This window comes from Acidovorax sp. GW101-3H11 (genome assembly GCF_001633105.1).
In the GTDB taxonomy this organism is placed as follows: Bacteria; Pseudomonadota; Gammaproteobacteria; order Burkholderiales; family Burkholderiaceae_C; genus Acidovorax.
In genome coordinates, this window is sequence record NZ_LUKZ01000009.1 from 949,574 (window position 1) to 962,108 (window position 12,535).

The following is a 12,535-nucleotide window of genomic DNA, read 5'->3' on the forward strand; positions in this document are numbered from 1 at the left end:
GTCAGTTTCTCGCGGGGAGGATGGCTTTCAAGCGCTGTGCCAGCGTCGCACCAAGCGCAGCACCCAGCCATCGCGGCCTGCACCGGGCTCCCCTGCGTCCGGCATGGATGCCAGCGCCAGCGGCCCCTGCCACGGATGGTGCGGCAGCGATTTGTAGAGGCCGTTGATCACCAGCCGGAAGCACGCCACCGGCGCGGGCTGGTCCAGCAGCCCGAACACCCCGGCCACCTTGATGCCCTGGTCGTCCCGGTCATCGTCGGCCGACCAGAAGGCCGGGCCGTGGCCATGCGTGTGCAAGTCCACCGCTACCGTCTCGTCGCTGGCCATCGGCGGCCTGCGATAGTCGATGCGCACGGGCGAGGCACGTTCGGCCTCGCAGATCGCCAAGCGCAGCCGCCCGGTGCTGCGCGAGTAGATCAGCACCCCGGCGGCCTCATCGGGCAGGTGCTGCCGCCCATAGGCCACGAATTCCTCGATCATCCTGATCGGCAGTTGCCCGAAGCTGAACCGCAGGCACTCCTGCACCTCCCCGTAGGGCAGGCGCATCGCAGGGGGCTCCAGCCCCAAGGCGGTGATGCTGTCGAGCCAGTCCAGCCGGGTCTGCACGAACCAGCCGTTGCGGGCGACCACAATGCGCTGGCCGTTGGCCATGTCCGGCAGCGCGCCGAAGCGCGGCGCGGCCACAACGGGACAGGCGGCGAGCAGGGCCTGGTCCCTGGGGTCCATCGTGTACGTCATGGTGCCTCCGGTTCGCCGAGCAGTTGGCCCAACGTGGTCTTGGTATCGACCAGCACCCGTTCGGGAAAGCGCTTGAAGCGCTGGTTCAGCATGTCGCGCCAGAATGCAAAGGAGCCGCCCCGGTAGTTCAGCAGCTTGCCCGCCACGTTAGGGTGCGTGAAGTAGGAGTGGAAGAACGCATCGTTCCAGGCACCGATCTTCTCCACGGTCGTTCCCTCGGGCACCGGCACGTTGCCCTGACAGATGTGGCCGTGGGCATTGACATTGAAGAACGGGGCTTGGAACAGCGGCGTGCCCAGCGTCGGGCGGCGGCTGCCCTTGACCGCCCACACCCGCCACGCTCGGCTGGAGGCCCCGAAAACCAGCCCTGGCAGCGGCACCGCCTCACCGCGCTCGCCACCGCCGAAGGATTCGGCATGGTCGGTGCCCACGCGGAACGCGATGTGCCTGCGCGCCGGTGGTGCCCACCACACCAGCACGTCGCCATGCACGTAAAGCACCGTCTCAGGCAGAAAGCCGCCGTGCGCGGCCCGCTGGAGCAAGGCCGAGGCCAGTTCCCGCGCCGCCTGGGCGGTCATGGCCCGTCCCGCGCCGATGACCGGCGCACCGTCCACGGTCAGAATCTCATGCACGGTGGCAAGCGCGCCGCCCGAGCGTCCGTGGTACAGCAGCACGGCCTGGTCCAGCGTCAGCACGTCGTCCGTGGGTGTGTGGATGGAAAATTCCGCTTCGCTCATCTTCGATGACCTCCTGCTGTCAGTGTCCAGCGGACAGCGCGTGGATCAAGCGGTCGATCAGTCCGATCGCCTCGAAGCGCTGGCCCATGCGGTGGAACCACGCCCCGAGCGCACCGGGGTCGCTCATCGGAATCTGCGCCTCGCCCATGCGGTCGCAGAACTCAGCCTGATGCGCCATCTGGAGCAGGTCGTCGTAGATGCGCGTGGTCACGTCGCCCTCGTCCCAGGACAGCACCGCGCCGAAGCCGATGTACTCGCCGTCCATGTCGGGCAGGAACTCGTCGGTGATCGTCAGGCGCGACAGCGCCAGCGCATCGGCGGCGATCTGGCGCATCCGAGGGTCGGTGAGCGTCTTGGCCGCATGCCGCAGGTTGCACGGTTTCCACGCCTTCTTGCCCTTGGACCGCCGCTCGCCCTTGCGGGGCAGTGAGAGCCAGCTCCGCGCCCATTCGGGGTAGGAAGCATCCAGCTTGCCGCGCGTGACCATTTCCTCGCGCATGGCGTCGCGTTCGGCCTCGTCGCAGTCCTCGCACATCATGTCCAGGGCGGCTTCCTCGTCCATTTCGCCCTGCCAGTACACGTAGGAGGCCACGTCGCAGGCGATGTCGGGGGTGAACAGCGGGTACACATGTCGGCTCTGTTCGCGCAGCACTTGCAGAACCGTGGCCCCCAGGCGCGGCATGGCGGCATTGAGCGCCTCCAGGCCCTCGCCCACGGCCCACTCCGCCTCGCGGTATTCGCACCAGTACACATCGAGTTGGGCGTAGGCGGCCTGCCGCTCGCCACGCATCGCCGGGCGGTGGCCATGCTCGTCCAGCACGCTGACCGCGAAACGCGGCTCCAGGCACTGTAGCGGCCCGACCTGCCGCTTGACCCAGGCGTCGATGGCGCGCTCGCACGCCTTGAGTGGGTCGGACTCGCTCTCCGGCAAGTCCCCTTCGCGCACCGCGCCCGCCTCGATCAGGAAGCGGCATAGCGCCGCGTTGGCCCGGGCCTGGGAATTCGATGCAACGGTCAGCGGCACCCCTGCGCCCAGGCCCGGCAACGCCAGGAACGGCGAACAGGGCAGGACGGTGAGCGCCGTCATGGCAGTGGAACCAGCATGTCGCTGGTGGCGCTGGCCCGGTGGACAGAGGCGGCGTGGTGCTGCTCCTCCAGCATCCGATGCGCGAACTGGCTCCAGGCCGACGAACGGGTCTGCACGCTGCGACGCGACAAGGCGCGTGACAGCTTGCCCGTCGCACCCAGGTTGCCGCGCTCCACGGCCTGCACACGCTCCAGCAGCGCCGCGAGGCGTGGGCCGGATGGTGCTTGCGGCACGGCGTCATGGGTGCCCGTGCCCTTGGTGCCCACGGCCTTGCGAAAAACAAAGTCCTGCCGCCCGTTGGCGACCTCGCCCGCCTCGACCTCGGCGCTGACGAGTTCGGGAAACTGGGCGCTGTAGAGGTCGCGCACTTCGCGTGGCGCGAGGCCGGGCACGTCCGGCAGCAGGATGCCGTTGTAGGTGAAGGTACGCACGATGGGGGTGATTTCGATCGACATGGGGATGGCTCCTTGGGTTCGGATGCGGCCACCACGGCGATGGCCTTGCGGTCAGTCTCTCGCCGGACGCCTCCGGCGCAAGGGTGCTGCGGCGGATCATCCGAACAGGTCGAAGGACTCGCCACTGCCCGCCGCCACGCCAACCGTTGCGGCCTGCGGCGCGGCATCCCCGCCATCCGCCCCATCGTCATCGTCTTGCAGAGCCGGGCTGACCGTGGTCGCAGCCGTGGATGCCGGGGCTGGCTTGGCAGCGGACGGATTGGGGGCTGCAGCTTTGGCCGTCGCATCGCTGGCCTTCTTGACCGATGCCGCCTTGGCCGCCTCGATCACTTCCTTGGTGGCCTCGGCCTGCTGCGCGAGGCTGCGCCGGACTTCGCGATAGCCGCATAGCGCTTCAATGAAGCCTGTGTCGAACTCCTGCGGGGTCGCCGTCAGGCTCAGGGGCTGGGCCAGCGCGGGCTCGCCCGCGTCCTGCCTGGGCTTGGGAATCACGTTGACCGTCAGGCGGCCGGATTTCTCGTCGGCGCTCACCGTCATGGTGAGCGTGGCACTGCAAGCCAGCGCGAACAGTTCCTCGAACATCGTCATGTCATGCTCCTTGGGGGAATGGGGGGACATGGCCCCGTGGGGCCGTCCAGACCATGCTAGAACCGGCTCCCCCGCTGTCCAGGGGCCAATCCGGCATCAGGCCAGGGCCGGTTCTGGCTGCGGTTCGGCTGCGGTGTCGGTGGCCTCGGAGCCTTCCACTTCATCCGCTTCGCCGCTTCCGTCCTGCGCTTCATCGGCCAGGATCGGCTGGCGCGGATAGCACATCACGGCGGGCACAGTGCCTTGGTAGGCGAACCCCGGCACCTTGAGCAAGGCCGCGATGAACTCTTGCTTCTTGCCCGAGCGCGCCACCTTGAAGCCTGAGCCCATCGCCTTCTTCAACCCCACCTCGGCCGCGAGACTCTCCAGTTCGCTCGTCGTGAACAGGTCAAGGAATGCCTTGTCCCACTGGAAGTACCGGCCTTCATCGACCTCGGCGTAGTTCAGGAGAAGTTCCAGGTCGCTGGTGCTGACGCCGAAGGCGGCGGACGCGGTGGCGGCCTGCAAGAGCCGCTCCAGTTGCGCCTCAGGTGCAGCATCGGCGCGTTGCAGCCCGCCTCGCACGCCGAAACCAGCGCGTCCGGGCTGGCCCGCGATCCGCTCGAAGGCGTTGCGGAACTGCGCCTCGCGCAGATCGGCACCGCGCCCGGCCAGCGCCAGGGCAATCAGCACGCGCTGGCTGCGCTGCGGTTGGGCCATCAGGGCCTTGGCCAGCCATTTGCGCCACTCCGTCAGGCGGTGCGCCACCACGCGCTGCGGGGTCTGGTTCGCTGGTGCGACGGCTGCGGGTTTCGCAGCGCTCTTGTTCCTTTTGCCAGCCTTCGCACTCCCCTTGCCCGCTGCCTCGGCCACTGCCGCCTGCGCGTCGCGCTGCGCCTTGCGCCACAGGGCGACCTTCTGGCTGTTGCATGCGGCATCGAAGTACAGCGACCGTGTGACCTCGCCGTAGCTGCCCGGCATCGCGGACACCGAACAGCCGAAGGACTGGCACCCCTGGCAGGAGGTGTACTGCGGGGCACCGACACCCAGGTCGCCCGCGGCGGTCAGCGGCAGCGGCGTGAAGCCGTCGGACGCCTTCACGATGCGGATGACCGGGAACTCGTCGCGCAGGGCATCGGCCCGGGCCTGGACCGCCTGCAAGGTCAGTTTCTCGAAATGGCTCGGGTGCTGGCAGTAGCCCTCGCCCAGGGATTCGGCGAACAGGCCCGCCTGCCGCGCCGAGTTGTGCGCGCAGCCGCCGCACGGCGCCGTGTCGAAGATCGCATCGGCCAGCTGACGCGCATAGCGACCCAACTGCGCTTTGAGCACGGCCACCGGCACCTTCTGCGCCAGGATGCCCTCGAGCACGGTGTCCTGCTTGTCGGGGGGAATGCCCGAGAGCAGTTCGGCGTGGCCGAGCAGGATGGTGCGGCTGGTCAGCGCCTGCAGCACGGCAGGCGTACAGGCCAGCAGCGCCAGCCGCCGCTCCAGCACGTCGGGCGACCAGCCCATGAGGCGGGCGGTTTTCTCCTTGTCGCCGCGCTGGCGCAGGAGCTGGCGCTGGGCCGCATGGGCTTCCTCGGCGGGTGACATGTCCTCGCGGTGGTAGTTCTCGATCACCGACATGGCCTCGGCCGTCTCGTCGCTGGCGTCCTTGATGACCACGGGCATGTCGTAGCCGTCTCCGAAGACGTTCTTGGCGGCACGCCAGCGGCGTTCGCCCGCGATGATTTCGTAGCGGTCGGTGCCCGGAATCGGCCGCACGACAATGGGTTCGAGCACGCCGACGGCGCGGATGCCCTCCTCCAGTTCGGCCATCTTGTCGGGATCGAAGTACGTGCGCGGGTTCTTGCCCTGGACGATCCGGCGGATCGGCAAGGTGGGCTGACTTGGTTGGCTGAGATCGTTCACGGTGCCTCCTGTCTGCATCGGGTGGGATGCAGTCATGCTCTCGCTGCTCAACAGCCCTTCAAGGGACAACGCCAACGCCCCTTTCCAAAGGACACAGGAATGCGAGTAACCGCCAGATTGCAGAGTCTCACCGCCACCGGGCCGTAGACTTGCTCTCAATCTGGAGACGGAAGGACTTCAAATGATCGAATGGCTAATTTCAGTGTATGAGAGGTGTCGCGACTTGGCGGCGAAGGCCAATGACGCCAAAGACCGCCTGCTTGTGGGTGAAGACGACGCCGCCAAGACGATCAACGGCTACATGAAGCAGGACTACGACGCGCTCATTCGATTGTGGAAGGAAGTCGATCCAGAGATGAAGAACACCGGGCGACTGAGCGACATGGCCCGGCACGTCCGGTTCGGCATGAACAACGACTACGAGGACATCGTGGTCCACGACATCCCCTCCGTCCTCAATGCCGCTGAAGCGCTGGCGCGGGACGGCTCCAAGAATGCAGGAGCCATGGGGTTCGAAGGCCTGCTGCATCCGGCCATTGTTGCCAGCTCTCTGAGCCAGTACCGTAACGGCCATCTGCGGGACGCGGTACTCAACGGCGTCATCGCGGTGTTCGACATGATCCGGGCACGCACCAATCTCAACCTGGATGGCAAGGACCTCGTGGGACAGGCCTTCGGTATGGAGAAGGGGAAGCTAGTTTTCAGCGAGATCGGGACGGAGACGGGAAGGAACGATCAAAAAGGATTTCTTCTGATCTACGAGGGTATCTACACAGGTGTGCGCAACGTGAAAGCGCATTCGCTCAATCACGATCTGAACGAGCAGAAGGCAGCTCAGTACCTCGTCACTCTGAGTCTGCTGGCGCGGCGCGTTGAGGAATGCAATGATCGCCCGTAGCGACTGTCCGTGTAGACGATCACGGGACTCGCGCGCATGGGAAGAAACCCATCTGCGTGAATTGCCGCACCTCCGGGAATCCGCCGCACCTATCCACGCCGCAGCTCAAGTCATGCCCTCCGGGTGCCACGCCTGCGCCAGACTGCGTTTGTGATACGTTACAAATTGGCAAGAAGAAGAGATCCAGAGGAATTCAGGATGAAGGAAATCAGTGGCCGGGCTTTTGCAGAGCGTTTTGCTTTGAACCCTTTGGGCTTTGCGTGGTTGCTTGGCGCAGGCGCTTCCGCCACGGCCGGCATACCGACGGGCTATCAGATGATCCAGGAGTTCCGCACGCGCCTTTTCGCTTCGGAGACCGGCATCAGCCTGCGCGAGATCGACCCGGCGGACCCTGTCTGGCAATCGCGCATCGACCTGCACCATGAGAGGAAGGGAGTTCTCCCGCCCAAGGGAGACCCCTCTGAATACAGCCGGGCGTTCGAGGCCCTGTACCCCACAGCTGACGATCGTCGGCTTTTCATCAGGAACCAGGTCAGCAAAGGAAGCCCGTCGCTCGGCCACAAGGTGCTGGGCTCACTCCTGGGAGCACGGAAGACTCCCTGCGTATTCACCACAAACTTCGATTCGCTTGTCGAAAGCGCTGCCACGATTGCATCGCAGCTTCTGCCCGCCAACGAACGCGGTACGCCGACCCTCGCCGCGATCGACAATGCGGCCCGCGCCGAAACCTGCCTGCGCGAGAGCGAGTGGCCGCTAATCGTGAAGCTGCATGGCGACTACCAGTCTGTCGAGCTCAAGAATACCGATCAGGAACTGGCACAGCAGGATGCCCAGTTGCGTCTGGTGTTGACCCAATCGCTGCAGCGGTTCGGACTGGTCGTGGTCGGCTACAGCGGACGCGACGATTCCGTCATGCAGGCGTTGGGCGCCGTGCTTCGTTCCCCCGTGCGCTACCCCAAGGGCATCTACTGGCTGTGCCGTGACGCGGACAGCCTGCTCCCGGCCGTTCGAGAACTGCTTGAACAAGCCAAGCTCGCACAGGTGGATGTGCACCTCGTCAAGGGCACCACCTTCGATGAGCTATGCGGAGACATCGCGGACGTCACGGACCTCCCTGCCCCCCTGGTCACCCATGTGTTCGGTGAACGCAGCGCCGCCACTGTGGCGCAGGTACCGCTGCTGCGACAGGCGGCATTGCGAGCGCCGGTGCTCAGGCTTTCGGCCATGCCTCTGATCGAGATGCCCAAGTCCGCTCGAAGGATCGCTCTCAACTCGAACGCTGGCATCGCCGACGTTCGCGCCCTGCTCAAACAGGCCGGCGTGAGAGCCACCGTGGGCCAGGCAGGGGGCCCCGGCGTGCTGGCCGCATTCGGGGCCGATGCGGCGCTGGAGAAAGCGCTGGCACCATACGGAGCCAAGTTGGCCGGCGAGGTCGCACTGAACATTGCCAGGGACTCCTGGGCCAAGGGTGTGATCTACGATGCACTCGTTCGCGCGCTCTGCAGGGAGCTGCCTCTGTTCGCACGGTTGCATGGCCGTGGCCACAGCCTCTCGGTGTCACGTCCGAACAGCGAGCTCCCCAGGGAGCTGGCCCAGGCCAGACGTGAGCTGCTGTCGCGCTTGAAAACTGCGTATGGGTCCGAGTTAACTGGTCCGGTCCCAGGTACTTCCGGCAAATACTCCGAAGGTCTTTCAATCCGGCTGGAGCAGGCCGACGACCGCTGGTGGGCCGTGTTTGAACCGGCGACCTTCATTGACCTCAACCATCGCGCACCTGATGCCGATCCCCCTCAATCGAACGCCGAATGGCGTAAGGCCGAAGATTGGCGCAGGGAGCGCTGGGTGCAGAAGTACAACCACCGCTGGTCCGCGATCCTCGATGCGTGGGCGGAGTTGCTGACGCATGCCCAAGGTCCCCGACGCAGCGCCTACGGCTTGGCCGCGGAGACGGGTATCGATGCGGTGTTCGAGCTGGGCGCCAAGACCGCACGCAGCAGGCCAGCGCACGACCACGATTTCTTCCATGTGCCGCGGGGGCAACGATGAGTGTCGAGAAGCCGCTCCCGATCAATCTGCCTGCCTTCACGCTGCTGGAGGAACCCGAACTGGCCTTCGCGTCTGGAAACCCCAAGGCCCGCCATCGACACCCCCTATTGGGACTGTCGCGCTTTGGCGCGTTCGACCAGGCATCGTATCGACACTACAGCCAGGACCTTCGCGTCGCGTACGTGGGCCCCAGGTCAGGTGCTGCGCTGGTGCGCGACATGCGGGAGAGCCTGCGTGGACCGCAACGCAATACCGACAACAACAGCTACGCACAAGCCTATCCGGGATTCGAAAGCCTGTTCGGGGTGGACTTGCTCAGTGCCGACAAGCAGGCCCATGTCGTGTGGCCAGAGGAGCTGTACGACCTCGGTCAGGGCGACACGGTCAGCGAGCGGGTACGTGCCGCGCTCCATCACGCACTTAGGCGCCTTGAGGCGGCGCGCGCCCAGTTTGACGTGGCGCTGGTGTACTTTCCCGATCGATGGCTTCCGCATCTTCGAACCAAAGAGTTCGATGCACACGACGAACTCAAGGCACTGGGGGCTCAGTTGGGCATTCCAACCCAAGTCATCAACGACAAATCGCTGAAGTTCGGCAACTGGGGCGCACGCGCGTGGCGGCTGTCCGTGGCGCTGTATGCCAAGGCCGGCGGGACGCCCTGGAAGCTGGCGCCGATCGAGGGCATTCCCGAGGACACCGCCTACATCGGGCTGGCCTATGCCATCCGCCGATCCTCGGACGAAGCCCACTATGTGACCTGCTGCTCGCAGGTCTTCGACATGGAAGGAGGCGGCATGCAGTTCATCGCCTTCGAAGCGAATGACGCCATTGCCGACGAAGCGGAGGCACGACGCAACCCCTTTCTATCGCAAGCTGACATGCGGGCGGTCCTCACGCGCAGCGTCCGGCTCTACCTTGAAGGACATGCGGGCCGCGTCCCGCGTCGCCTTGTGATCCACAAGACTACCGCCTTTACTGAAGGCGAGCTCAAGGGAGTGCAGGACGCGACGCAGTCGATCCCGGAAGTCGAGTGCATCGAAATTGGCTCGAGTTCGGCATGGCGAGGGGTCTGGATGGTCGAGGCACCAGGCAAGCAACCCAGCGTCCAGCCAGCGCGCTTTCCGGTTCCGCGCGGCACCCTGGTCATGACCTCGGGCAACGCGGCCCTCCTCTGGCTTGCCGGCAATGCACCGTCGGCTGTCGGCGGCAGGGACTATTTCCAGGGAGGCAAGAGCATCCCGAAACCCATTGTTCTCCGCCGTCACATGGGGCGCGGCCCCTTTGAACTCCTGGCTTCCGAAGCCATGGCGCTGGCGAAGATGGACTGGAACAACGATGCGCTGTACGACCCCCTGCCGGTGACAATCATGTACTCGCAACGGCTGTCGCGCACCATCTCCAATGTGCCCAGCCTGCCCGCGCACAGCTACCCCTATCGGCTGTTCATGTAAGAACCTACAATCATGCGCAAGGCGCCCGCCGTACTTGCACGCGAGTAGAAACAGGCTCTTCTTCCATCGTCATCGATCTCCCTTCCGGGCCTCGTCGTCGGGGACTTAAACGCGTGCGTCTGCCCCGACGCGGCGAGGTGAACCGAAAGGAAGACGCATGATGTTCAAAGCACTGGCGCGCGCCACCCACCAATCCCTGCAAGCCCGCGCGGGCTGCAACATCCGCCACAGCCACGTTCACGAATTGCTGGCCGCGGCGTTCGGCTACAGAACCTGGGCCGCACTGACCGCAGACGCGCTGCTGGCCGACCACGGCGTCGGACAGGCCCCGCAGGACTCTGCCGAGCCGCAGATCACCGGCCGCGCACTGCAACTGCAGTACGGCCAAGCCGAGGCACTGGCTATGGCTGACGCCCTTGGCGAATTCATCGCCGACAAGCAGTTGAGGCGGGTCCGTTGGGCAACCCTGGCCCCACTGCTGCGCATGGCCAGGCGGTCCGAGGCACCCGGCGAGCACGAAGAGAACGGCGATGCGGATGAAGACCTGCAGGACTGGGACGATACCTCCCGCCTATCCGAGAACGCAAGCACCTTCCCCCGCGAACAGTTCCTGGCTTCGGGGCTTCTCCTGGAGAGCCTGGAGCAGGCTGCGACGAAAGATCCGCACGCACATCAGGTGCTGGCTGCCTTGTTCCGTTGCAGCAAGCCCAATACCTACCTCTACGAGGAGTCGCAAAAGGGACGCCAGCTCACCGCCAGTGAACGCGGCTGGGTCGAGCAGTACCTGCTGCTGGCGCCCCGGTACGCCCGCTACGAGGCGCACTTGAAGGCTGCCGCCGAAGCTGGTGTGCGCGCCGCCGCGCTGGAGTACGGAGTGGCCTTCGAGCGCCCGGAGTTCATCACGTTGGCCGAACGCCTGAACGGCGACGTCGACCCCGAGCAGATGGCACGGGTGGCAACGAGCCTCGAAGCCCGCACCCGGTGGCTGCGCCGGGCGGCCGAAGCGGGCTCTCACCGGGCATTGGAAGACCTTGCCGATCTCGGCGACCCATGGGCGCAAGAACGCGTGGCGCCCCTGGCCGGCCTGCACTGGTTGCGAGACGCTGCAGAGCGTGCCCTCACCGAAGGCGATCCGGTGCGTGCCTGGATCTGGCAATACGTGGCGCTGGCGCGCGGTGAGGACCTGACGCTCTCCACGCTGGCGGCCCGCCACGACGGCGGATCGAACGATGGCGAGTTCTACGACAGCGACTTCGGCGGGCCGCTGTACGTCGATGGCGACGAAGGACTTGCGCTACCTGAACTCGAACGCAACCAGCACGGCGAGGCGCAGGCGAAGGCGAAGGCCCAGGCTATCCTGCGCGCTTGAACGAGTTGGCATCGTAGGAACACGATGCCAAGCCGAAAACACAGACCCGAACCAGTAGCAGGACAATGCGACCATCGCTTCGCAGTCCTCCGTTGCCATGCCCGTCCACTTCGCCATGCTCCAGCTGTTCGATTCCGCCGAGGGCAGTCTCGCCGAGATCGAGCTGTCGCACCCGGACATGCCGAACGGCGAACGCCGCTGGCTCTGGATCGAGCCCAACTGGGTGACGCTGTTGCTCCCCATGATTGAAGGCACGGCCACGATGCGCGTGTTCGACGGTGCAGTCCTGACGCTCAACGGACTGCGAGGCGAGCTGCGCTGGCACAACGGAGGGCAAAACGCTCTATTGTCTGCCCCCGATGCCTCGCTGCGCCCCGAGTTCCGACGGCTGGTTCATCAGCACCTGAACTGAAAACCACTTCAGGTTCGGAGGCCAAAGACGTTCGCTCTCACTCGCCCCTTTGGTTATCCCGCCGCCCCCTGATCATCTGGGCCAGTGCCCTGAAAAACGGTTGCGCCGCACACATCGCAACGTTCTCACGGTTGTCCCAGGCACTTTGGATCCCGATCAGCCGATAGTCATAGGCGGAACCCTGTGGCGGCAGCCGTGTAACGAAGACAGGACCCCCGCTCATTCCGCCAATATCGAACTGTCGTTCCCATTCCGCGACGGACTCGAAATCGACCCTCGCGAATAGACGTGAATGCTTTGTCGGCAACAAGTCGCCAGGGCGTTCAGGCAGGTGCATCACGCGCACCGTGACATGGCTTTTCAGGGAAGGCCGGTCATGACTCAGGGTTGCGAACTGGGTTGGCAGGCCGACCAGCGTCCAGAACGAAAACTCCTCCAGATCCTCCGAGTCCCACTGCTCCTTCCGGACCGGAACGATGCCGCTCTTTTCGAGCGCGATCGACGCCATCGGATCCAAGAGGTACGCCCCGTAGTCCAGTCCATCCTCATGGAAGAAGAGGATGTCCTTATCGAGGTTCACGTCCACCGGGTATGCAGGGAACCCGTGGTCAGAGACCATCGAATCATCGATGGCCCAATCCGACAGGATCGAACCCAGCGCGACGGCTTGTCTCAGTTCTTCAAAGACATGCCCGGCCGTGATGGCGAGCAGGACGCCCTCAACATCGACCACGAAAGCGCTGAAGTTGTAGCGCTTCGGCTTTCCGCCATTGGACTCCCTGGCATGCTCACCGGAGTCCACGCAGGTCAGGTTGATGTAGTGCCGATGAAGGTTGTTCAAGTCTTAGTGATTCAGAATCAGTT

Annotated in this window: 12 protein-coding genes; 5 read left to right on the forward strand and 7 right to left on the reverse strand. The window is 65.1% G+C overall.

All coding sequences use genetic code 11. The features are described 5' to 3' along the window. Positions 1-27: 27 nt before the first annotated feature. From A1D30_RS10335 to A1D30_RS10360, 6 genes are all read right to left on the reverse strand, one after another. Complete coding sequence (locus A1D30_RS10335; RefSeq protein WP_242421839.1) at positions 28-726, reverse strand: PRTRC system protein A; 699 nt, start codon at positions 724-726, stop codon at positions 28-30. Between the two features lie 8 nt (positions 727-734). After that, positions 735-1,475, reverse strand: a complete 741-nt coding sequence (locus A1D30_RS10340; protein WP_063460613.1) for a PRTRC system protein B — start codon at positions 1,473-1,475, stop codon at positions 735-737. Between the two features lie 19 nt (positions 1,476-1,494). Then, the gene (locus A1D30_RS10345) at positions 1,495-2,562 is read right to left on the reverse strand and encodes a PRTRC system protein F (protein WP_063460614.1); all 1,068 of its coding nucleotides are present in this window, start codon (positions 2,560-2,562) and stop codon (positions 1,495-1,497) included. Continuing rightward, entirely contained in the window at positions 2,559-3,017 is a 459-nt protein-coding gene (locus A1D30_RS10350) for a PRTRC system protein C (RefSeq protein ID WP_063460615.1), read from the reverse strand. The genes A1D30_RS10345 and A1D30_RS10350 overlap by 4 nt, the downstream gene beginning before the upstream one ends. A gap of 96 nt (positions 3,018-3,113) precedes the next feature. Then, entirely contained in the window at positions 3,114-3,605 is a 492-nt protein-coding gene (locus A1D30_RS10355) for a PRTRC system protein E (RefSeq protein ID WP_063460616.1), read from the reverse strand. A 96-nt stretch (positions 3,606-3,701) separates the two neighbouring features. After that, complete coding sequence (locus A1D30_RS10360) at positions 3,702-5,495, reverse strand: PRTRC system ParB family protein (RefSeq protein ID WP_063460912.1); 1,794 nt, start codon at positions 5,493-5,495, stop codon at positions 3,702-3,704. Between the two features lie 181 nt (positions 5,496-5,676). Between A1D30_RS10360 and A1D30_RS10365 the strand changes: the two genes are divergently transcribed. From A1D30_RS10365 to A1D30_RS10385, 5 genes are all read left to right on the forward strand, one after another. Continuing rightward, a complete protein-coding gene (locus tag A1D30_RS10365) occupies positions 5,677-6,393 on the forward strand; it encodes a TIGR02391 family protein (protein WP_063460617.1) in 717 nt (238 codons plus the stop codon). Positions 6,394-6,591: 198 nt separating this feature from the next. Then, positions 6,592-8,439 carry an SIR2 family protein gene (locus A1D30_RS10370; RefSeq protein ID WP_063460618.1) on the forward strand — a complete coding sequence of 616 codons (1,848 nt, stop codon included), beginning with the start codon at positions 6,592-6,594 and terminating at the stop codon, positions 8,437-8,439. Next, on the forward strand, positions 8,436-9,890 hold the full coding sequence (locus A1D30_RS10375; RefSeq protein ID WP_063460619.1) for a hypothetical protein: 1,455 nt from the start codon (positions 8,436-8,438) through the stop codon (positions 9,888-9,890). Before A1D30_RS10370 ends, A1D30_RS10375 begins: the two co-directional genes overlap by 4 nt. Positions 9,891-10,047: 157 nt before the next feature. Next, positions 10,048-11,259 carry a hypothetical protein gene (locus tag A1D30_RS10380; RefSeq protein ID WP_063460620.1) on the forward strand — a complete coding sequence of 404 codons (1,212 nt, stop codon included), beginning with the start codon at positions 10,048-10,050 and terminating at the stop codon, positions 11,257-11,259. Between the two features lie 97 nt (positions 11,260-11,356). After that, positions 11,357-11,671 carry a hypothetical protein gene (locus A1D30_RS10385; protein ID WP_063460621.1) on the forward strand — a complete coding sequence of 105 codons (315 nt, stop codon included), beginning with the start codon at positions 11,357-11,359 and terminating at the stop codon, positions 11,669-11,671. A 37-nt stretch (positions 11,672-11,708) separates the two neighbouring features. Here A1D30_RS10385 and A1D30_RS10390 read toward each other — a convergent pair whose 3' ends face one another. Further along, complete coding sequence (locus tag A1D30_RS10390) at positions 11,709-12,512, reverse strand: hypothetical protein (RefSeq protein ID WP_063460622.1); 804 nt, start codon at positions 12,510-12,512, stop codon at positions 11,709-11,711. Between the last annotated feature and the right edge of the window lie 23 nt (positions 12,513-12,535).